At 42.4% G+C, this 21,994-nt stretch carries 17 protein-coding genes; 3 read left to right on the top strand and 14 right to left on the bottom strand.

What is annotated here, in order from left to right; translation table 11 throughout:
- The first annotated feature begins 26 nt into the window (after window positions 1–26).
- Both DXC04_RS03735 and DXC04_RS03730 read left to right on the top strand, forming a co-directional pair.
- Window positions 27–1,067 (top strand): DUF1002 domain-containing protein, encoded by a 1,041-nt coding sequence (locus DXC04_RS03735; RefSeq protein WP_118659997.1) that lies wholly within the window; start codon window positions 27–29, stop codon window positions 1,065–1,067.
- A 42-nt stretch (window positions 1,068–1,109) separates the two neighbouring features.
- Window positions 1,110–2,006 carry a ribokinase gene (locus DXC04_RS03730; RefSeq protein WP_118659995.1) on the top strand — a complete coding sequence of 299 codons (897 nt, stop codon included), beginning with the start codon at window positions 1,110–1,112 and terminating at the stop codon, window positions 2,004–2,006.
- Window positions 2,007–2,343: 337 nt separating this feature from the next.
- On the opposite strand, the gene glgB is transcribed toward DXC04_RS03730, so the two are convergent.
- The 3 genes from glgB to DXC04_RS15495 form a co-directional block, all read right to left on the bottom strand.
- Window positions 2,344–4,254: a 1,4-alpha-glucan branching protein GlgB gene (gene glgB / locus DXC04_RS03725; protein WP_118519815.1), complete on the bottom strand. Its 1,911-nt coding sequence runs from the start codon at window positions 4,252–4,254 to the stop codon at window positions 2,344–2,346.
- 137 nt (window positions 4,255–4,391) lie between these two features.
- Entirely contained in the window at window positions 4,392–7,532 is a 3,141-nt protein-coding gene (locus DXC04_RS03720) for a hypothetical protein (RefSeq protein ID WP_118660177.1), read from the bottom strand.
- Window positions 7,533–8,341: 809 nt separating this feature from the next.
- The gene (locus tag DXC04_RS15495; RefSeq protein WP_158580430.1) at window positions 8,342–8,497 is read right to left on the bottom strand and encodes a hypothetical protein; all 156 of its coding nucleotides are present in this window, start codon (window positions 8,495–8,497) and stop codon (window positions 8,342–8,344) included.
- 313 nt (window positions 8,498–8,810) lie between these two features.
- On the opposite strand from DXC04_RS15495, the gene DXC04_RS03715 reads away from it, so the two are divergent.
- Window positions 8,811–9,368 carry a biotin transporter BioY gene (locus DXC04_RS03715; RefSeq protein ID WP_118659993.1) on the top strand — a complete coding sequence of 186 codons (558 nt, stop codon included), beginning with the start codon at window positions 8,811–8,813 and terminating at the stop codon, window positions 9,366–9,368.
- A gap of 255 nt (window positions 9,369–9,623) precedes the next feature.
- On the opposite strand, the gene DXC04_RS03710 is transcribed toward DXC04_RS03715, so the two are convergent.
- The 11 genes from DXC04_RS03710 to DXC04_RS03660 all read right to left on the bottom strand — a co-directional run bounded on the left by DXC04_RS03710 (window position 9,624) and on the right by DXC04_RS03660 (window position 21,936).
- The gene (locus DXC04_RS03710) at window positions 9,624–11,543 is read right to left on the bottom strand and encodes a beta-propeller domain-containing protein (protein ID WP_118659991.1); all 1,920 of its coding nucleotides are present in this window, start codon (window positions 11,541–11,543) and stop codon (window positions 9,624–9,626) included.
- Window positions 11,544–11,561: 18 nt separating this feature from the next.
- Window positions 11,562–12,056 (bottom strand): RNA polymerase sigma factor, encoded by a 495-nt coding sequence (locus DXC04_RS03705; RefSeq protein WP_021860426.1) that lies wholly within the window; start codon window positions 12,054–12,056, stop codon window positions 11,562–11,564.
- A gap of 181 nt (window positions 12,057–12,237) precedes the next feature.
- A complete protein-coding gene (locus DXC04_RS03700; RefSeq protein ID WP_118659989.1) occupies window positions 12,238–14,517 on the bottom strand; it encodes a hydratase in 2,280 nt (759 codons plus the stop codon).
- Between the two features lie 153 nt (window positions 14,518–14,670).
- Window positions 14,671–15,783 (bottom strand): ABC transporter ATP-binding protein, encoded by a 1,113-nt coding sequence (locus tag DXC04_RS03695; protein ID WP_118659987.1) that lies wholly within the window; start codon window positions 15,781–15,783, stop codon window positions 14,671–14,673.
- Between the two features lie 27 nt (window positions 15,784–15,810).
- Window positions 15,811–16,647: a 16S rRNA (cytidine(1402)-2'-O)-methyltransferase gene (gene rsmI / locus DXC04_RS03690; RefSeq protein WP_118659985.1), complete on the bottom strand. Its 837-nt coding sequence runs from the start codon at window positions 16,645–16,647 to the stop codon at window positions 15,811–15,813.
- Between the two features lie 119 nt (window positions 16,648–16,766).
- Window positions 16,767–17,507, bottom strand: coding sequence for a tRNA1(Val) (adenine(37)-N6)-methyltransferase (locus DXC04_RS03685; RefSeq protein WP_021860430.1), 741 nt, complete (start codon window positions 17,505–17,507; stop codon window positions 16,767–16,769).
- Entirely contained in the window at window positions 17,497–18,408 is a 912-nt protein-coding gene (locus DXC04_RS03680; RefSeq protein WP_021860431.1) for a PSP1 domain-containing protein, read from the bottom strand. Before DXC04_RS03680 ends, DXC04_RS03685 begins: the two co-directional genes overlap by 11 nt.
- 4 nt (window positions 18,409–18,412) lie before the next feature.
- Window positions 18,413–19,402, bottom strand: a complete 990-nt coding sequence (holB, locus tag DXC04_RS03675) for a DNA polymerase III subunit delta' (protein WP_021860432.1) — start codon at window positions 19,400–19,402, stop codon at window positions 18,413–18,415.
- Window positions 19,389–19,976, bottom strand: coding sequence for a guanylate kinase (locus DXC04_RS03670; protein ID WP_021860433.1), 588 nt, complete (start codon window positions 19,974–19,976; stop codon window positions 19,389–19,391). Before DXC04_RS03670 ends, holB begins: the two co-directional genes overlap by 14 nt.
- A 190-nt stretch (window positions 19,977–20,166) precedes the next feature.
- A complete protein-coding gene (locus tag DXC04_RS03665; protein ID WP_199692520.1) occupies window positions 20,167–21,105 on the bottom strand; it encodes a hypothetical protein in 939 nt (312 codons plus the stop codon).
- 138 nt (window positions 21,106–21,243) lie between these two features.
- Entirely contained in the window at window positions 21,244–21,936 is a 693-nt protein-coding gene (locus DXC04_RS03660; protein ID WP_118659983.1) for a 5'-methylthioadenosine/adenosylhomocysteine nucleosidase, read from the bottom strand.
- Window positions 21,937–21,994 lie beyond the last annotated feature (58 nt).

Genomic DNA, 21,994 nt, shown 5'->3' with positions numbered 1-21,994 from the left:
AAGGAGGTACGGCAACAGCCATTATTATGAAAAAATTTAAAAAAATCATTCCACTTGCTCTGGCAGTTACACTTACATGTGCAAGTCTTCCGATGATCGCCAACGCAGACAGTTCCAAAGTTGTTACGATCGGGACAAACCTGTCAGACGACCAGAAGAAGTCTATGTATGAATATTTCGGAACAAGCAAGGACAGTGTAGAAACGATCGAAGTTACCAATCAGGACGAACGTAAATATATGGAAGGAATTGCATCTGAAGCGCAGATTGGTCACAAGACTTACAGCTGTTCTTATGTAGAACCAACTACAAGCGGCGGTATCCAGGTGAAGGTCGCAAACCTTACATTTGTAACCAGTTCCATGATTGCCAGCACTCTGACAACTTCCGGCGTAGAAAACTGCAACGTTGTTGCGGCATCTCCGATCGAAGTATCCGGAACTGGTGCTTTAACCGGAATCATGATGGCTTATGAGACTGCAAGCGGTGAGAAATTGGACGAAGGGCAGAAAGAAGCCGCTACAGAAGAGCTTGTAACTACCGGTGAACTTGCTGACGATATCGGACAGGACAAGGCAACAGATCTGATGAACGATGTCAAAGAAGATGTCATTGCAAATGATATCAGCGACGAAGATAAGATTGCAGATACAGTCGATGAAAAAGCGAAAGATCTGGACGTTAATCTCACCGACGAGCAGAAAGATAAGATCGTATCCCTGATGGAGAAGATTTCCCAGTATGATTACGATGTCAAATCTCTTCAGCAGACGCTGAACAACCTGGAAGGCAAGAGCGAAGGTTTCTTCACAAAACTAGTCAATAACATCAAAGGATTTTTCGGCGGAAATAACAGCAATTCCGGTGGAATCATCAGCCAGACCAAAGATGATATTCTCGGAAGTGATGTTGTCAGCAACAGCACACTGGACGATATCAAAGACAAAGTTCAGAATGCAGATACTGAAGGCTGGTGGGATAAAGTCGTGAACTTTTTCAAGGGACTGACCGGAAGTGATTCAGATTCCTCAGACAGCAATTCTTCGGACGACAGTTCCTCCAACTAAAGTCACTGTACTTTCGATATTTTACAGACGGAGGATACAGGTATGAAAATACTGAATTTTGGGTCATTAAATATTGATCACGTATATAAAGTACCGCACTTTGTGAAGAAAGGGGAAACCCTTTCTTCCGAAGATTTAAAACAATATCCAGGCGGAAAAGGACTGAACCAGTCTATCGCCCTTGCAAAAGCCGGCATGTCAGTCTGGCATGCCGGAGTCATCGGAGCCGACGGACAATTTCTCTCTGACATTTTAACTGCTGCCGGAGTACATACAGAACTTCTGCATACCGACACAAAAACGCCAACCGGGCATGCAATCATCCAGAATGATGTGCAGGGAGACAATTGTATTCTTCTCTATGGCGGAACAAACCAGCAAATCACAACAATATATGCAGATGAAGTTCTCTCTCATTTTGGCTCAGGAGATTACCTGGTTCTCCAGAATGAGATCAATCAGCTCTCTTATATCATTATCAATGCGAAAGCCAGAGGCATGAAGATCATCTTGAATCCCTCTCCAATGGATGCGAAGATTTTTGAACTTCCGCTGCATCTCATCGATCTGTTTTTTGTAAATGAGATTGAAGCTGCCGGGCTGATTAAGAGCAAACTGTCGGATGCTGATATTTCCGATAACGAAGAGCTTGCTTCCAGACTGCAGGAGCTTTTCCCTGAGAACGATTTTGTACTGACACTCGGCGAAGAAGGTTCTATGTATCTCTCTTCCGACACACAGATTTATCAGCCAGCCTTTAAAATAAAAGCTGTAGATACAACCGCTGCCGGAGATACATTTACCGGGTTCTTTTTATCCGGACTGTTACACGGCAAAAATATTCCTGCTTCGCTGGAACTGGCGTCAAAAGCATCTGCCATTACCTGCTCCAGAGCGGGAGCGGCTGTCTCTATCCCGACGATGGAGGAAGTGAAATAGCTAAGCGGTGACTCTATTCGAGTTTCTTTTACTTTTCAGAACCTTACCCGCTCATTCGCAAATTCGCGCGTCCCTCGCGCTTTTCCACTGCTTCGCAGGTCTTTTGCTCATGTCCGGGGCGGTGACTCTATTCGAGTTTCTTTTACTTTTCAGAACCTTACCCGCTCATTCGCAAATTCGCGCGTCTCTCGCGCTTTTCCGCTGCTTCGCAGCTCTTTTGCTCATGTTCGGGGCGGTGACTCTATTCGAGTCACCTGTATAAAAAGAAGAGACGACACCTGCATGCAAGCATGCCGTATCGTCTCTTCTTTTTATACTTGGTTCTGAATAGTTACTCTTAAAATTCAAAAACTGCTACGCCGTATGGTGGAAGAGAATATGCGAATGAATATGGTCTTCCGTCGCATTCCTGCTTCTGTGCTTTGTATACCTGCGGGCGTTTCTCACCCGTTCCACCGTATTTCTCTTCATCGCTGTTCAGCAGCAACTTATACTGTTTTCTCTTCGGAACACCAACACGATAATCTGCTCTTTCCATCGGTGTGAAGTTACATACGAACAACAGATTCTTCTTGCCATCTTTGGAATGACGCATGAAGCTGAAAATACTTCTGTATGCGTCATCAGCATTGATCCACTCAAAGCCACCAAATTCATGATCTGCCTCATACATCGCTTTTTTATTCTTATACAAATGCAGAAGATCACGTACCCAGTTCTGGATCGCCTGATGTTCCGGCTCTGCAAGAAGATACCAGTCCAGCTCTCTCTCCTCACTCCACTCACGGAGCTGTGCAAATTCCTGTCCCATAAACAACAGTTTCTTACCGACATGTCCCATCATAAATGCATATCCGACTTTCAGATTCGCATATTTATCAAATCCAAGTCCCGGCATCTTATTCAACATTGAACACTTCAGATGTACAACTTCATCATGCGACAGAACCAGAATATAGTTCTCACTATATGCATAACTCATTGCAAATGTCATCAGATTATGATTATCTTTTCTGAAATACGGATCCAATTTCATATATTCTGTAAAATCATGCATCCAGCCCATGTTCCATTTCAAGCTGAATCCCAGTCCGTCGTCTTCCACATCCCCGGTTACCTTCGGCCATGCAGTAGATTCCTCAGCAATCATCATTGCACCTGGATTACGGCCAAGCACAACCGAATTAAGATGCTTAAAGAAATCAATCGCTTCAAGGTTCTTATTCTCTCCGTACTTATTCGGCACCCACTCTCCTGCATTCTTTCCATAATCCAGATATAACATGGACGCAACCGCATCTACGCGAAGACCGTCTATATGGAAGTATTCCACCCAGAACAGCGCATTGGCAATCAGGAAGTTCCGCACTTCATTCTTTCCATAATCGAAAATCTTCGTTCCCCAGTCCGGATGTTCTCCCATCCTCGGATCTGCATATTCAAACGTTGGGGTTCCATCAAAATCAGCAAGTCCGTGTGCATCTTTCGGAAAATGTGCCGGCACCCAGTCAAGAATGATACCGATATTATGCTGATGCAGATGGTTGACCATCCATGCAAAGTCCTGCGGGGTTCCATATCTGGAAGTTGGTGCATAATACCCTGTCACCTGATATCCCCATGAACCGTCAAACGGATGCTCCGCAATACCAATCAGCTCCACATGCGTATAACCCATGTCTTTTACATATTTGACTATCTCTTTACCGAAATCCCGGTATGTATAAAATCCATCGTCCTCACGCCCCGGATGTTTCTTCCACGAACCGATATGCGCTTCATACACAGACACTGGTTCTTTCTTATGATCCCAGTCTTCCCTGCGCTTCATCCACTGCGTATCCGACCATTTCAGCTCACTGATATCATGCACTCTCGATGCAGTTCCCGGTCGTAACTCTGCATAGTTTGCAAATGGATCTGCCTTGAAAATGTAGTCTCCCGTATAAGTCTCAATACAATACTTATACATCATATCTTCCTGTACCTTTGGTATAAAGCACGTATAAATTCCCAACGGCTCTTCCCGCTTCATCGGATTCGCCTGTGTATCCCATTCGTTAAATTCACCGACAACGGATACCGACTTCGCATGCGGTGCCCACACAGCAAAATACACACCCTGGCGGTGTCCATCCTTTACTCGGTGCGATCCCAGCTTCTTATATATCTCGTAATGGTTCCCCTGTCCAAAAAGATACTGATCCAGCTCCCCGATCTCATATGTTTTTTTCTTTCTTTCAGCCATAATTCCACCTTCCCATACTCTTATGGTAATATATTTATTATACGTTAGAACAAGGTAAAAAGAAAGAGTTTTGACAAACATTATCTGTCAAAACTCTTTTTTCTCATTTATAGTTTGAATTTATTTTTATTATCAAACTAAATTCTGAAATCCTCTTCTTTAAGGATGATCCGGTCTGCGTGATCCGTTCCTTTTCCAAAGACTCTTCTTGCAAGATGTTTTACATTTGCTTTCTGTGAATGAGCGATTGCTTCATCCATAATCTCTTTAACCTCGGCAACTGTTACGGCATGATCCTCTCTCTGCATTACATCGATTCGACTGTATAATGCAAGAATTCCCATTTCATCCAGTTTATATCCATTTTCCTTCGCATATGTCTGACCGAATGTTACCAGCTCATCATTGATAAATACCGGCAGCTCCAGTTTTGAAGTAAACTTGCGTTTGAAATCCGGATTAGCTGTCATAATACGTTCCAATGGTTTTCTCTGATCTTCCAGTACAAACAGCATCTCTCCTGTCTTTCTTTCCATCAGATAGCTTAACTCTTCTACTGTTCTGGAATTTAACTTACCGGCTTTTTCGATAATGATCGCTCCACCACGGAGTTTCTGGATAATATTGGATAACTCTTTCTTATTCAGTGACTCTCCTGTTACAATTGCAACTTTACCCTGTTTCAGGTTACGCTGTTTCTGGATTGCTTTTACAATATCAACAGCAAGAACTGTCTTACCAGATCCTTTTCTTCCGATAACCATAAGGTTTCCTGTCTTGGAAGTTCCTTCTCTCTGTGCACGGCGGTCATTATCCAGAACTTCTACAATCTGCTCACTCATACCTCTGACCGGTACAAAGTAAGAGAATAACTTCTTCTGTTCTTCTGTAAGTCCGGCTTTCAGACCAATCTCACTTGTTGCATTTAAGTCATAACGACCGGTTACTACAAATCCTGTATCAAACGGAACTCCGCCACCTTTAGACTTCTTGATACGTTTCTGTATCTCTGCCTCTGAAGGCTCCTCGATCTCAAGCGCTTCACCGAGATCTGTATCATCATCTTTGTCATCATTGAAGAAATCATCCAGATCAAAGTCTTCTTCTTCAGCTTCTTCATAAGAAACCTCTTCCGGCTCATCTTCTGCAGATACTTCTTCCGGCTCTGCAAAATCTTCCTCTGCGAAATCTCCTTCTACGAAATCTTCTTCCTCCGCGGATGCTTCTTCAAAATCGGCTTCATCAAAGTCTTCTTCGCCGAAATCTCCTTCATCAAAATCAGCCTCATCAAAATCTTCGCCGTCTTCTGCGAAATCCTCTTCATCAAAGCCTTCCTCTGTGAAATCTCCTTCGTCAAAATCAGCCTCATCAAAATCTTCGCCGTCTTCTGCGAAATCCTCTTCATCAAAGTCTTCCTCGCCGAAGTCTTCTTCTACCGGCTCCTCGTCAAAGTTCTCTTCATCGAAATCATTTTCATCATATTCCTCATCGAAGTCTTCTACATATTCTTCTTCATTGTAGTCATCCTCAATAAAATCATCACCGTCGAAGTCATCTTCTGCTCCACCAAATACTGCATCTTCCAGATCTTCTTCATCATCCAGATCTTCATCCAGTACAATTTTTGAAGTCTTAGGTGTTGCTGCTCTGCTTTCAAGCTGCTCTACCAAATCTAAAATATCGTCTGGCAGACGCTGTGTATTTTTCTTTTCTTCTGTAACTTTCTCGTCCGGCTTACCCATTGTCTGCTGTTTTGCAAGTCGTTCTGCTGCCTTTTTGGCTGCTTCCTGGATAGCGGCTTCTTTTTCAGCTTCTTTTCTGGCTCTTTCTTCTTCAGCCTTTCTTCTTGCTTCTTCCTCGGCACGCTTTCTTGCTGCTTCTTCTTCAGCCTTTCTTCTCGCTTCTTCCTCGGCTTTGCGCTTTCTCTCAGCTTCCTCTTCCGCTTTTCTTCTCGCTTCTTCCTCGGCACGCTTTCTTGCTGCTTCTTTTTCTGCCGCTATACGCTTGCGTTCTGCCTCAGCCTCAGCAGCCTTTCGCTCCAGTTCAAGTCGTTCTGCTTCGCGGCGTTTTCTTGCTTCTTCTCTTTCTTTTGCAAGACGCGCTTCATCTTTGGCTTTCTGCTCTTTGATTGCTTCTGCATTTGCTTTCTGCTTTTCTTCCCACTCCTGCAGGATCTCTTCAATCTTCATCTGTCCGCCAAGCAGAAGTTCTTCTTCCTTCTCAGCCATTGCCTTTTCTTCTATATTGATCTCCTGTACCGGATCACTTGCAGGTTCCATTGTCTCCAGCGGAACATCTTCCTCTGCAACTTCTTCCGGCTCTGCTTCATAAACTTCCTCTGCAACTTCTTCCGGCTCCGCTTCGTAAGCTTCCTCTGCAACTTCTTCCGGCTCTGCTTCGTAAGCTTCCTCTGCAACTTCTTCCGGCTCCGCTTCGTAAACGTCCTCTGCCGCGTCTTCCGGTTCTGCTTCATAAGTTTCCTCTACACTTTCCTCCGGCTCTGCTTCGTAAACCTCCTGCTCCACCGCTTCTTCGGTAACTTTTTCCGGTTCTGTTTCGTAAGTTTCCTCTGCGACTTCTTCCGGTTCTGCTTCATAAGCTTTCTCTTCTTTGGCTGCCTCTTCTGTCGCACTCTCTTCCGGCATATCCTCTTCTTCGCTCTCAGCATCCTCTTCGTCAAATGCCGGTTCCGGTCTTACTCCGCCAGGTCTGCTATCATACTTCTCCTGCTGAAGCGGAGTCAGCGGTTTATATTTCATCTTTAATTCCATCGCCTGATATACATATTTGCCTTCACTGAACCACAAGATCAGATCATCACATTCTTCCAGACACTTCGCTGTCATTCCTGCCTCGTGATACAATAATGCCAGTTCATATGCCCATTTCTCAACATATTCAGATTTCTTGAAATCTTCCAGCGCACGAATCTGTTCTTCCAGATCAGCTCCCTGTGTTTTCAGAATCTTATATTTCAAAATATACTGATTCGGATCACGCGGTGCCACTTTAACAAATTCTTCATAACAGTCAGAAGCTTCCTGTGTGTCCTCCAATTTCAATGCCAGAAGACCTAACCGGTATATAACTTTACGGCTTCCAGGCGCACGGTCATATGCCAGGAACAGCACATCCCTGCTCTTCTGATACTCTCCGTTACATTCGTAAATCTCACTGACGGTATTCAACATGGATGCATTTTTTACTCTGCGCCAGTCAATCGTATCTGCGATCTCCATAGCTTTTTTATACTGCTTCTGCTCCACGTATTCGAGCATCTGCTCGGTCTTAACCCGATATTCATATTTATCCAAATTTCTCACCTCAAAATTTAATTATATTTCTACTATTTTACTATATTTAAAGATGATATAAGTTTATCATATGGTATTAGCATTGTCAAAATATACGCTCTATTTGTTAAAAAAATATTACAAAAGTGTAACATTAAAATAGCCATTGCAGTCGTTCCTGATTGCAATGGCTATCTTATATTGAATTTTATCATATTTATTATTATATTAAATCGGAGGAAATATTATTACCAATTCCCGTAACCTTTTCCTTTCTATTTTTAAGGATGAGTAAGGGGTATGTATAAAATGTTTCTTTACACATTTTATAACTTCACATAAGTTTTACTCGTTTTTCTTCTACCTGTGGTATTTATTTCCAATATGTCTGTGCAGATGTAACTCTTTATTCTATCTTCCGGTTTCTTGACATCTCCGATTTCTTTTTTCTTCCATTCTAATCTTACCGGATTCTAACTTCTATGGTAAAGGCTTATTTTTCGGGAATCATTCTCTGCCATACCACTAACATATTGAATTGATGAATCGATTAAACTGTCCAACGGAATAAGCCTCCTTTACATGAATTTCCAAATCTTCAAATCTCTCAAATGTTATTTCGAAAATCCTTTCTCGTCAGATCTTCTTTTATTTGATTTTTAGATTTCGTATCTCTTTTGGATTGACTTTATAATAGCACCGCGCCTTTGTTTTGTCAACACTATTTTTATATTTTTATTATATTATTTTATTTCATCATTGTTATTTTATTATTATCTGTCAATTCTGACTTTTTATTCATGTTCTTCTGATACATAGCATAACATTTTCAAGTCATAACAAACAGACTCAAAATCATCATCTCCATACTCCTCTTCTATATAATTTGCAGCTTTTTCTGCCATAACTTCCACGCTCACTGGCTCATCCTCTGCGCGCTCCGTCTGCATGACATGCCGTTTTTTCAGTGTGAATAACCAGGCAATTTTATTGAAAGTGACCGATATCTATATCAAAATAAAAATGCAATCCACGCTGTGTCAAAGCTTCCAGAATCGGGACGTTTCATTAAACTGGATATGTATTTAAATGATGACAAATTCGATGTGCTTGTCAGGGAGTGATTTTATGACATCTTTCGATTCTTAATTGTTAACCTTTATATTTTTATAGTTGACATTCCTCATATCTACAATTATAATGACTTTGTTAAATAAATGATTATTGTACGAACAAACTCACATCACAGAAAGGACTTTTTACATGGAGACATCAACTACTAAATCAGCTTTTACTACAAAACGTATGGTAGAGATTGCTTTGATCACTGCCGTTATCTGTATTCTGGCACCATTTGCTATTCCAATTCCAGTCAGTCCGGTGCCGATTTCACTGACAAATCTGGTTATATATATCGCTGTTTTTATTCTTTCCTGGAATGATGCACTTTTCAGCTATATCATTTATCTGCTTCTCGGAATTGCAGGTCTGCCTGTATTTTCCGGTTTTACCGGTGGACTTGAAAAGCTTGCCGGACCGACTGGTGGATATCTGATTGGATTCATTTTCATGACGATAATCGCAGGAATCGGTACTAACAAATTTGGCGGCAAAAAGCTTCCGGCTGTTCTTGGCATGGTACTCGGTCTTGCTGTTGCTTACATTTTCGGAACTGCATGGCTTGCTTACCAGATGCATATTTCTTTCATGGCAGGATTATCTGTCGGCGTGCTTCCGTATCTTGCCGGAGATGCTGTTAAGATCATTATCGCTATGATTGTAGGACCGATCTTAAGAAGCCGTCTGTCTGCAATAAACTAAATCGATTTAACCAAATCTTAGCCCTATAGAGCCCCCAACTGAATTTGCAATTAGCACTTTCATCCGGAGCCCAAACAGAGAAAACCTCCGACATATCGGTTCCTTTTTCACCTCATGTAAATCAGGAATCCTTTGCCGAAGGTTTTCTTTATTTTTCATATCTGCTATTTACATATTATAAAATTAAAATTCTATTTTTTGTTGCAACAGTATGCAGCACCCAGTCAACAATTATATTTACAGCGTAAATTCCGTTTACAACAGACAGTCATCAACTTTCTTATATGTCTTCAGGCTATACGCTTTCAGTACATTTCCATGGATTACATATAGACGGTCTTTAATATATATACCTCTTGTCGATAACGCATCACTTCCATAAATCTTTTCTTTCATGTTACACTGAAATCCCTTTTCTTCTGTATAGCTGAACAAATAATACATTTGTCTGTTTTCTCCTCCCGCCGGGAAGCCGATTATATTTTTTTCCACATCAATAAGCGCCGCTTTATAATCCCATTCCACATCTGTACTATAAACATCTTTCAGTGTATACTTATGTTCCTCTTTCACATTTTTTTTATCGGAAATATCAAACATGGACAGCTTCACACCATCTGTTACATCACCTTTCTTATCTACATCCATTCCGATGCCAAGAAGCTTATCTTCTCCATAGAAATGCAGGTAATTGGAAAATCCCGGTATTTTTAAGCGCCCAAGGATCTTCGGATTCTTCGGATTAGATAAATCTACCGAAAACAGCGGATCCGTTTCTTTATAAGTAACAAAATATCCTGTATCTCCTAAAAATCTTGCAGAATACACGCGCTCGTCTTTCGCAAGGTTTGTAATCTTTCCGGTCAGCTTTAATTTCTGATCCAGGACATAGACCGCATTTGTCCTACCTCTCGTCACAACCATGCGGAGATATCCATCATATTCATCAATCGAAAATGAATCATTCAGATATCCTCTGAATGTCTTCTGCGCAACAACCGCCAGTTTTCCTTTTTTGTAAGATAGTTTACGGAGTAATGTCTTCTCCTGCTTTCCGTTGCCAGTCCATTCTTCTTCATAATAGTAAATATTTTTGTTGCTTACATATGCGTCTCCGCCTTCTGAAAAAATAGCTTTGCTGTCTGCGATCTTATCCGGATGCTTCAGATCGATTGCTGAAATAATTTCGTACATGCATCCTTTTGTTCCTTCCGGTAAATAAATATCTTTCGCCTTCATCAGATCGCCATCCACATACGGAATATAAGTGGACGGGTACTTTTTCTTCCAGTTTTCCGGCACCCAATAATTTGAGAAAAGATACAAATACCCATCCGAAATCCTCGAAGATTCATACTCTCCACTTTGGGATACTTTACCCACTTTTTTTGGATGTTTCTTATCCTGCACATCGTAAGTCACTACTTGGGTTCCTTCTGTTTGTTTACTTATTAAAGAGCTCCTGGTAACATCTTCCACATCTTCATAATCATCATCCGATGAATTACTGCATATCATTACTACTTTTTTATTTTTTTCTATTAGGTAAAATTCCTCGATAGTTTCATCCTTCGGTGCCTTAATCTCACTGATTTTTTTCATATTTGTTTTCGTGTCTACGATAGAAACATAGTCTCCGTCATCCTCTAACACATAGAGATAACGACCATTCGTCTTTGCCACGTCCGCTTCATCTACACCTTCCTGACGCACATTCGTATTTGAATAATCTCCTGTCGCGTCTGCGCATAACAGTTGTTCTTTTGTGCTTCCTTTGGCAGTTTCCTCTTTCTCACTCGCTTCTATATATTTACGGATTTCTTTGTAGCTTTTTGCATAATATTTCTGGTTTTCCTGATTCCTCTTATTTACCGGACATTTCTCAACAGACTTTGCCACTACACCATCCGAAGAATCAACGCTGTTTATCACAGCAGAATCCGATTTTACCATTCTCGTCCGATTCTGGTATACTGTGATTCCTGCCACCAATACAATACCGGCTGCTGCCGCACCCGCGAACTTCCACTGTCTGCGTCTTTTTCTCCTGCGTTCTTTCCATGCACACTGTTCCAGTTTTTTCTTCATATTTTCCGGCTTCAGGCTATCCGGAACTACTACATTTTCGCTGCCCACTTCTATCTTATACAAGAGATCCTGTTCTCTTTTCTCCATATTGCACACTCCTTTTCCCTACGCTAATATACATTCCATCTTTTCAAGTCCGCGGCTTCTCTTAGACCGTACCGTATTGGCATTCAGCTTCAGCATTTCGCCGATTTCTTTGCTGTTATATCCACCAAATACAGACAGCGCAATGATTGTCTGCTCTTCCTCAGACAAATGCAAAAATGCACGTTGCACATCTACGGATATTCCATAATCCGGATGTCCGGTTCCAAAATTATTTCTCTCCGACTCTGACGACTCCATATCCTTCTCCATACGAAACTTTCTGCTTCTATTTTGCAGTTTCTTCTTACATGTGTTCGCCAGTATTGTAAACATCCAGCTTTTAAAAGCCTTCTCATCCCGGAGTTTCCGGATGTTCTCATACCCGGAAAGTACCGCATCACTCACCGCATCCTCTGCATCCTGTTCATTTTTCATCATACACAATGCAAATCGATACAAATCTTTATAAATCTCTTCATACATCCGCGCGAACGTATCCACATCACATTTCATAAATGACCTCCCTGTTAGATACTGTTTCCATCATCGATGAATTATTTTCCACATATATTAGAGGAAAACATGTGGAAAAGTGTTGCATAAAAGTTGGAAAAAAGTTAACGCTGAAAAGGGGACGGGGATTTTCTAGAAAATCCCCGTCCCCTTTTCAGCGTTTTTTATTCTATCCACATACTTATCCACGATAGTAGTTGATAAGACATCCTTTCAAGATAATTTCTCTCTCCGCATCTGTCATATCTCCAAGCTTCAAGCGAATCTCCTTAAGCTCATCACCGACTACATATGCCGTTACATCTGTTGCTTTCTCTTCGATCACTTTGCGAATCTCCGGCACATAGATGTAATCGCCATTCTTGAAACTTAAGTTCTTGTCATCCTCTTCTGTGAGGAATGGAAGCATACCCCAGTTGATAAGGTTGGAGCGATAACGTTTGGTTGCATATTCATTTGCAATGTTCGCCCAGCCACCAAGTACTTTCTGGCAGGATGCTGCCTGTTCTCTCGCAGAACCGTCTCCCGGTTTCACAGCGAAGATTGTACTTCCGATTCCGAGGTTGCCTTTTCCGACTTCCGGATATTTTGTATGTATCACATCCATAACTGATTTTAATTCTTCTAATTCATCCAACGGACATTTTCCTGCTTCAATTGCTTTCTCCGCTTTCTGTACTTCTTTGGCTCTTCCAACGTAAGCCGGATCTTTTCTGGACAGTGCAAATTCTGCAAGTCCTAAAGGATTCGAACGGTAAGAAGAAGTCTCTCCGGATGGGATCAGCTCATCTGTTGTCGTTACCGGATCGTGGATCTCGGATACTACTTTCAAGAGCAGATTCTCCGGAAGTGCTGCCATTGCCGGCCAGTCTTTGATGTTCGGTCCAAACTGGATCTCTACAGATGGATCCGCTACGCCCTTACTGTCAAATACACGGTTTGCATAAATCTTCTCATCGAAATGATAGGTCTGTCCTTTGTATTCGACATCCATATCTGTTGCAGGTGTCAGGAAGCCTTTGTTTGCTGCTGTTGCTGCAATTGATCTTGCGTCCATAAGTGCAACGGATGCAATCTGTCCGCTCTGTAACTTGGAACCTTCACGGTTCGGGAAGTTTCTTGTTGAGTGACGGATAGAAAATGCATTATTTGCCGGAGTGTCTCCTGCTCCAAAGCAAGGTCCACAGAATGCTGTCTTCACAATCGTTCCTGCCTCCATCAGATCTGCCACTACGCCATTCTTCACAAGTTCCATATAAATCGGTGTACTTGCCGGATATACACTGAATGTAAATGCATCTGCCCCTATGTAGTGACCTTTGATAATGTCTGCTGCCGCACAGATATTTTCAAAACCACCACCGGCACATCCTGCGATCAGTCCCTGATCTACATATAATTTACCATTTACAACCTTATCCTGCAGAGAATAATCTACTGCCCCGTCCAGGCTTACCAGTGCTTTCTGCTCTACATCATGCAAAATATCTTTTAAGTTTGCATTCACTTCATCGATTGTGTAGACATTCGATGGATGGAACGGCATCGCGATCATTGGTTTGATCTCGCTTAAGTTCACATATACCATACCATCATAATAAGTAACTGCTCCCGGATTCAATTCTTTATACTCTCCCACTCTTCCGTGGATCTCATAAAATTCTTTGATTTTTTCATCTGTTTTCCAGATAGATGACAGACATGTCGTCTCGGTTGTCATAACATCAATGCCAATTCGGAAGTCTGCACTTAACTTTTCTACACCCGGTCCGACAAATTCCATCACTTTATTGTTTACATAGCCATTTTTAAATGTCGCTCCAATGATTGCCAGTGCCACATCCTGTGGTCCGACACCTTTCATCGGCTCTCCATCCAGATAGATTCCTACTACCTGCGGCATCTTAATATCATAAGTTTTATTCAGAAGCTGTTTTACAAGCTCCGGTCCGCCTTCACCCATTGCCATCGTTCCAAGCGCTCCATAACGGGTATGGCTGTCCGAGCCAAGGATCATCTTACCGCCGCCTGCAAGCATTTCTCTTGCAAACTGGTGGATAACAGCCTGATGAGGCGGTACATAAACTCCGCCGTATTTCTTTGCACAAGTCAGTCCAAACATGTGGTCATCTTCATTGATTGTCCCGCCTACTGCACATAGTGAGTTATGGCAGTTTGTAAGTACATAAGGAATTGGAAAACGCTCCAGTCCTGAAGCTCTCGCTGTCTGGATAATTCCTACAAATGTAATATCATGAGAAGTCAGTTTGTCAAATTTAATCTGCAGCTGCTCCATATTGCCGGAAGTATTATGGTCTGCCAAAATATGATAAGCCATTGTCTGCTTTGCTGCTTCTTTCTGATCCGGTGTCTGTCCGGTCTTCGCTCCGACTTCTGCAGCCGATTCTACAATCTCTGTTCCGTTTAACAGATATGCGCCTCCATCGTATAATTTAATCATGTTCTGTCTGTCCTCCTAATCTTTCCTGTACTTCATATGGGCTGTTCGCTCTGACACAACCGCCCCTTTTGTTGCACGCTCTTCCATTTTAGCATAGTAAAGTATAAGTGTCTAACTATTCACCGAAAAAGTACAATCCAACACAATCTGACCTTAATTAGTGATCGTCTTTTCTGTAGCTTTATCAAATACATGGATTTTATCCGCATCCAGAGCAAATTTTACAATATCTCCGGTTCTTGCGGCTGTCTTCGGTGCTACTCTCGCCGTCATATTTGTTCCTTCGTATTCAAAACACAGGAAAACTTCCGCTCCCACCATTTCATATACCCGGATTTTCGCTTTCAGAGCTGTACCCTGTGAACTTTCAACAAATTCCGATTCGTCATGCAGATCTTCCGGACGGATTCCAAGAACAACCGTCTTTCCATCGTATCCACCGGCTTTTAATTTCTCTGCCTTTGTTTCCGGCAGGCGAAGTTTCATTTCTCCGATCGTCAGATACACATCGTCGTCTTCCACCTGGCACACCGCATCCAGAAAATTCATCTGCGGCGATCCGATAAATCCGGCAACGAACATATTACCTGGTTCTTCGTATAATTTCTGCGGTGTGTCTACCTGCTGGATCACGCCGGCATTCATAACAACAATTCGTGTTCCCAGAGTCATCGCTTCTGTCTGATCGTGTGTAACATAAATAATCGTTGTTTCCAGACGCTGATGCAATTTAGAAATTTCAATCCGCATCTGTCCACGCAATTTTGCATCCAGATTGGATAATGGTTCATCCATCAAAAACACTTTCGGGTTGCACACGATTGCTCTTCCCATCGCTACACGCTGTCTCTGTCCTCCTGATAATGCCTTTGGTTTCCGATCAAGGAGTTGCTCCAAATCCAGGATTTTTGCAGCTTCTTTCACCATCTTATCTATCTGGTCTTTCGGCACCTTCCGAAGTTTCAGTCCAAATGCCATATTTTCATAAACTGTCATATGCGGATATAACGCGTAATTCTGAAATACCATAGCAATATCCCTGTCCTTCGGCTCTACATCATTAACAACCGTATCTCCAATTTTCAATTCTCCGGAAGTAATCTCCTCCAAACCTGCGATCATACGGAGTGTCGTAGACTTTCCGCATCCTGATGGCCCGACAAAAATCAGAAATTCTTTATCCTTTATTTCCAGATTAAAATCTTTTACCGCCTCAAATCCATTTGGATAAGTTTTGCAAATATGCTTCAATGATACTCCTGCCATCTTTCTCCCTCCTGTACAACCTGCACGCTACAGCAGTGCCTGGTAAATGTCTCTTTTGCTCACGCCACGGTCTTTTGCCACCTTTTTCATGGCGTCCTTTTTATCTATTCCCATTTTCAGGTAATGTTCCATATGATCTTCGATGCTCATCTCTTCCCATTTTGCAGTCTCCTGCTCACGGATCTCCTGTCGGCTCTTTCCTTCCAGCACGATCACACACTCGCCCTTTGGTGCATTTTCTTCATAATAAGCAAGTGCATCTGCAAGCGTCGTCTTGAATACCGTCTCATGCTTCTTCGTCAACTCTCTGCAAATGCTGACATTCCTGTTCCCCAGTGTTTCATTTAACAATTTCAGTGTTCGCACAAGCCGGTGCGGTGCTTCGTATAAGATTATTGTTCTCGTCTCATTTTTTAACTCTTCTAATATGTCCTGACGTTCTTTTTTATCGGTGGGGAAAAATGCTTCAAATGCAAATCTTCTCGTTCCCAGTCCGGAAATGGTAAGCGCGGTGATACATGCAGCCGCTCCCGGAAGTGCCGTCACGGTCACACCCGCTTCGTGACACATTTTCACAAGCTCCTCGCCCGGATCTGAGATACCCGGTGTGCCTGCATCCGTGATAAGTGCAATATCTTCGCCTTCCAGTAATCGTCTTACAAGATAATGTCCCTTATCAATCTTATTATATTCATGATAACTCGTCATCGGTGTCTTTATTTCAAAATGATTTAGAAGCTTGATACTGTTTCTCGTATCCTCCGCCGCGATCAAATCTACTTCGCCCAGCATCCGCACTGCACGAAATGTCATATCTTCCAGGTTGCCGATCGGTGTTGCACATAAATATAAGGTTCCTGCCATCTTCTGTCTCCTTTTTTAATTATAAATTTTTAAATTGAATCCATACAATCCCTGACTGGCAATTCCAGTAAACTTCTCTATCATTCGCCCGGCAGAATCACTTATAAATGACCTGTCGCCTATTCACCTGCGTACAGTTTCAAAAGTTCTTGTGTATAACTGCCATCTTTTTCATATACGATCAACGGTGCCTCCACTGTCATTCTCGGATTACCGCCTTTTCTTCCCTCGATCAGAACCATATTTGGTTCTTTGTCCACATAAGGATATACCAGCCGCATTCTCTTCGGCTCCAGACCATAGTTACACATCTTCGTCATGATCTCCGGCAGTCTGAACGGACGATGCACCATATAAAAACGGCCTTTTACTTTCAGCACTTTCGCACTCTGCGCCAGAACATCATCCAGTGTACACAGTGCTTCATGTCTTGCAATGTACAGTGCTTCTTTTTCATTTTTCAGACCATGCTCTCCGATCATATACGGCGGATTTGTCGTAATAACATCAAAAGAGGCTGGTCCGAATTGTTCCGCCGCCTCTTTTATATCTCCTGTTACAATATCTATCTTGTCTTCCAGACTGTTATACGCTACGCTTCGCCTTGCCATATCTGCACTCTCCGGCTGGATTTCAAGCCCGGTGTAATGCTGTCCCTTATATTTTGCATGTAACAGAATCGGCAGGATGCCCGTTCCCGTTCCCAAATCCAGTGCTCTCTCATTCTTCTTTACATCTGCAAATGCAGATAAGAGCACCGCATCCATCCCGAAACAGAAGCGTCCCGGATTCTGCAATATCTTATACCCTTTGATCTGCAGATCGTCCAGCCGTTCTTCCGGTTTTTGATTAATTATCATCTAACTTAGAATCTCCACGTTTTCCTTCCAATGCCTTAAGCTCTGCCATCTCTTCTTTGGATAACTTCTGCTCTTTCTTCCGGCGTCTTGGTTTAAATTTTAATTCGGTTGCTTTGTACTCACGGATTTCTTTTTCATCATTGTCCAGCGTAACAACTACTTTTACAAGCTGACGCAGGACATTCACGGACTGTACATCCCCTCTAAGCCCTTCTGGTGTTGTCACATGATCTCCATTAGATGGTAAATGACTGTTCAGCTCTTCGTAAGTCTCTTCCTCATTCGTCAGACAGCACATCAGTCGTCCGCACACACCTGAAATCTTTGTCGGATTCAAAGAAAGATTCTGCTCTTTTGCCATCTTAATCGATACCGGCGCAAACTCTGATAAATAAGTGTGACAACATAACGGACGTCCGCAGATTCCGATTCCTCCACGGATCTTCGTCTCGTCTCTTACTCCAATCTGACGTAATTCAATTCTCGTACGGAACACACTGGCCAGATCTTTGACCAGTTCACGAAAATCGATTCTTCCATCTGCTGTAAAATAAAACAGCACTTTATTATTGTCAAATGTATACTCCGCATCAATCAGCTTCATCTCCAGACCGTGTTTGCGGATCTTCTCCAAACAAATGCCAAAAGCTTCTTTTTCTTTGTCTCTGTTCTTGGCATCCTTCTTCTTATCTTCTGCGGTTGCAATACGGATCACCGGCTTCAGTGGCTGCATGATCTTGTCATCCTCCACTTCCTTTTCTCCGGTTACAACCGTACCAAATTCTACCCCGCGGGCAGTCTCTACAATTACTTTATCTCCGGTTTGTATATTCAGCTTTCCCGGTGCAAAGAAATAGATCTTTCCCGCTGTTCTGAATCTTACACCTATTACTTTTGTCATCGTACTAATTCTCCTTTATCGTAAGGAATAAAAGCTCCATAACCAGATCGAAGTTTACATTCGCTTTCAATCTTGTCTTTGCTTTTTCCAGACTTTCTAAAATCAGTTCAATTCCCTCATAGGAACTCTTCTGTGCCTGTTCCTTAATGTATTTTATCTGGTCTTTGAATACCACTTTGTCCAGATCTTTCGTTGCTTTGTACATTAAGACATCACGGTACCAGATCATGATAATATCCAGATAATCTGTGATTTCCAGTTTGTATACAGAAATGTGGCTCACTGCATCCACAATCTCGCTTAACTCCATCTCATGAATATACTTAAGGAGCTGAATTGCCTCCTCACGGATCTCATTAAAATGATCGGAATTTGCCAGCATGATTGCTTTGCCCATGTTTCCCTGTGCAAATGCAGTACATACTTCCGCTTTGTAGTCCGGAATCTCCAGATTCTCCATCAAATATTTTTTGATCAGTTTATCTTTGATATAACGAAGCTTCAGCATAACGCATCTGGAATTAATCGTCGGAAGCAGAAGTTCCGCATTCTCTGTCAACAGTAAGATTACTGCATACTTCGGCGGTTCCTCGATTGTCTTAAGTAGGGCATTCTGTGCCTGCACCGTCATCTTGTCTGCCTCCGGGATAATATAAATCTTATATGGTCCCTGATATGGTTTGACATCGATCGTATTATTCACTTGAACACGGATATCATCTACACTGATCGTATTCGGCTTGTCATGTGTAACCGTAATAATATCCGGATGATTCCCACTCTCTGCCTGCTTGCAGGAATGACAGTGATTACACGGCTCCGGTCCGTGTTCTTCACATAGAAGTGTCATGGCAAATAATCTCGCCAACAGCTTCTTTCCCGATCCACGCTCTCCATTCAGAATATACGCATGTGAAACGCGATCCTCTGAAATTGCATTATGCAGATATTGAATAATGTCTTTGTGGCCTACCACATCTTTAAAACTTCCCATTTTGTATTTCCCCTATAATTTTTTCTAAACATTGTACCTTATCATCGTTGTAATAGCGTCGGACGATGCCTGCCTCTTCCAGATTCTCTTCGGAAAAATCCTTCTGATCTGCCAGAAATCTCCGGCACATCTCTTCATATTTCGGCTGCTCCTGCTGCCGTTCCCGCGAAAGTGCCCGCGAAAGCCGTTCACCATCTTCCACTTCTATATAGATTGGAACCAGATTCTCTGCTCCATAGCACTTCTTCATTCCGGCATAGGACTCCAGTGTTCCGATAACCAGATAATCATATGCTGCAAGATTTATCTGTCCATCTTCTATTGTAGCATATTTCCACGCTCCATACACGGTATCATATGTTCTTTCTTCAATTATTTTTCCGGCTTTCTCAAATCGCTCCAGCTCTTCGTCCGTCACAAAATGATACTCTATGCCTTCTTGTTCTCCCTCCCGGATCGGGCGGGTTGTATAGAGCACCAGTGTCTTAAGCTTCGGCAGTGCTTTCAATACTTCTTTATATAAAGTATCTTTCCCGGAAGAACTCTTGCCCATCATATAATATATTTTACCCATGTATTTCATCCTCAATACTCTCTGCATGACCGGTCTGTCCGGTTATTATCCGTATATCTTTGGACATGCATACTCTCTTCATAATTTTAACAAATCACGGAAATTATAGCAAGTTTTAATACGTTATAATAGGGTGTCGCCAGATAAGTCCTGCCACACCCCAGATCTTGTTCCTTACTGCTAAGTTCGCTTACGCCATGAATTCTTCCAGAATCTGTCGGATCAGGACATCCTTGTCCACTGACTTTTTCTCTTCTTTCTCTTCTTTTTCTTCTTTCTTTTCTTTCTTTTCTTCCTTTTCCCTCAGGATATTCTCTTCCGGCGAATCCCCTTTCGACAGTTCTTCCCGGATTGGGGTAATTGTTGCGTTTGCTGCCACTATATTTTCATTTTCTGCATATCTATTTGCAAATGTCTCTGTACCTGCCGTTCCGGCTTTCTCCGTCATCACATCTGTACACGTTGCCACATTTCTTCCCGCCGACATGTCCACTCCTACAACTGAACTTTCTCCATTCACTGCCATATTCTTGCTCATACTAACATCCACACTCGCTGCAACCACTTTCTCTTTCATCTTCTGGCTCTCTTCCTTCTCTTTCCGGTAAGCCTTTTCATACCGGTGCAGGCAGATATTTTCCAGATAGTCAACCATATAGTTTCTCGCTACCTGCAGCTTATAATTTTCATCTGTTGTCAGATGAAAAAGAAACACAAAAATTCCTGCACCGATCCCAATTGCACCTGTCTTAAGTACCACATCCGTCATTCCGCCATCCTGCACATACTGAAGTCCTGCTCCGGTCACTCCGCAGCAAATACATAAAACTGCCGATATCCGCTCCATTCTCCGAAGCGTATGTAAACGTATCCCCAGCACCCGGTATTCATACAGGTACTTATCCACAAAAACGCCTACATTTTCCACCTTCTCACTGATCATGCAGGCATGCTCAAATTTCGCCCGCACCAGCCGGATAAACGGATGTGTACTTTTATTCATATTTCCCGCTCCATACACCAGTTTTCTGAGCGTCGCATCGACCACACATTTACTCCCGATCCCCAATGCCATAAACACTCCCGCAATTATCAGCAGCACTTGTTTTTCTACTATCATTTTCAACATAAAAAAGCCCTCCTTTTCTAAGCATTATAATTGAAATCTTAGAGGAGGGCCGAAAATTCGTTCCCCAGTATTCGACATGCATCTGTCGCATACTGTCCGATTTTCTTTTCTTATGTCACAAAATAATTTCTGACTTATTTACATAGATGTCAGCATTTCCTGTACAAGCTTGATATTACGGGCAATTGCCATCTTTTCAAACTCCGGATAGTCAACATGTGCGCTGTTGTCGGCTTTGTCCGAAATAGCACGAATAATGACATACGAAACTTTGTTCAGATATGCGGCATGCGCAATCGCAGCCCCTTCCATTTCTGTACAGTAAGCATGAAAATTATTTACAATCTTATCTTTTGCTTCCTGGCTTGCAATAAACTGATCACCGCTCGCCACCGTTCCGACAAATGTATGAATATCCGGATTTACCTTTTCATTTGCCGCTTTTGCAAGCCCGATCAGACGCTCGTCTGCCGGGAATGCCAGTGTATCCATACGCGGCACCTGACCAATCGGATCACCAAATTCTGTCGCATCCATATCGTGATGCAGTGCTTCTTTGGACACTACAACGTCCCCGATATCAATCTTCGCGTTCAGTGATCCCGCAATTCCCGTGTTGATCAATGCATCTACATCGAATTTATCTACCAGAATCTGCGCACAGATTCCTGCATTTACTTTACCGATTCCGCTGCGGACAATCACAACTTCCTTCCCGCATAAAACGCCTTTACAAAATGTCATAGATGCATACTCTGTTACAGACTCGACCTGCATCGCTTCTTTTAATGCAACGACTTCTTCTTCCATTGCTCCGATAATACCTATCATAATTTCGTTCCTCTCTTCATAATTTAAAAATAATTTTATTATAATCCTGCCTTGTATT

The sequence above is a fragment of the Dorea sp. OM07-5 genome (assembly GCF_003481355.1).
GTDB lineage: Bacteria > Bacillota > Clostridia > Lachnospirales > Lachnospiraceae > Dorea_D > Dorea_D hominis.
This window is presented reverse-complemented; position numbering and strand designations above follow the sequence as displayed.

Coding starts and splice junctions, on each gene's coding strand:
- DXC04_RS03670 (WP_021860433.1), bottom strand. CDS start 19,976: ATGGGTAAAATATATTATATGATGGGCAAGAGTTCTTCCGGGAAAGAT.
- DXC04_RS03660 (WP_118659983.1), bottom strand. CDS start 21,936: ATGATAGGTATTATCGGAGCAATGGAAGAAGAAGTCGTTGCATTAAAA.
- DXC04_RS15495 (WP_158580430.1), bottom strand. CDS start 8,497: ATGCAGACGGAGCGCGCAGAGGATGAGCCAGTGAGCGTGGAAGTTATG.
- DXC04_RS03695 (WP_118659987.1), bottom strand. CDS start 15,783: ATGGCAGGAGTATCATTGAAGCATATTTGCAAAACTTATCCAAATGGA.
- DXC04_RS03700 (WP_118659989.1), bottom strand. CDS start 14,517: ATGATTAAATTATACGATGGAGGCGCATATCTGTTAAACGGAACAGAG.
- DXC04_RS03730 (WP_118659995.1), top strand. CDS start 1,110: ATGAAAATACTGAATTTTGGGTCATTAAATATTGATCACGTATATAAA.
- holB (WP_021860432.1), bottom strand. CDS start 19,402: ATGGGAAGTTTTAAAGATGTGGTAGGCCACAAAGACATTATTCAATAT.
- DXC04_RS03665 (WP_199692520.1), bottom strand. CDS start 21,105: ATGTTGAAAATGATAGTAGAAAAACAAGTGCTGCTGATAATTGCGGGA.
- DXC04_RS03710 (WP_118659991.1), bottom strand. CDS start 11,543: ATGGAGAAAAGAGAACAGGATCTCTTGTATAAGATAGAAGTGGGCAGC.
- DXC04_RS03720 (WP_118660177.1), bottom strand. CDS start 7,532: ATGCTCGAATACGTGGAGCAGAAGCAGTATAAAAAAGCTATGGAGATC.
- rsmI (WP_118659985.1), bottom strand. CDS start 16,647: ATGGCAGGAACCTTATATTTATGTGCAACACCGATCGGCAACCTGGAA.
- DXC04_RS03705 (WP_021860426.1), bottom strand. CDS start 12,056: ATGAAATGTGATGTGGATACGTTCGCGCGGATGTATGAAGAGATTTAT.
- glgB (WP_118519815.1), bottom strand. CDS start 4,254: ATGGCTGAAAGAAAGAAAAAAACATATGAGATCGGGGAGCTGGATCAG.
- DXC04_RS03715 (WP_118659993.1), top strand. CDS start 8,811: ATGGAGACATCAACTACTAAATCAGCTTTTACTACAAAACGTATGGTA.
- DXC04_RS03680 (WP_021860431.1), bottom strand. CDS start 18,408: ATGACAAAAGTAATAGGTGTAAGATTCAGAACAGCGGGAAAGATCTAT.
- DXC04_RS03685 (WP_021860430.1), bottom strand. CDS start 17,507: ATGATAATTAATCAAAAACCGGAAGAACGGCTGGACGATCTGCAGATC.
- DXC04_RS03735 (WP_118659997.1), top strand. CDS start 27: ATGAAAAAATTTAAAAAAATCATTCCACTTGCTCTGGCAGTTACACTT.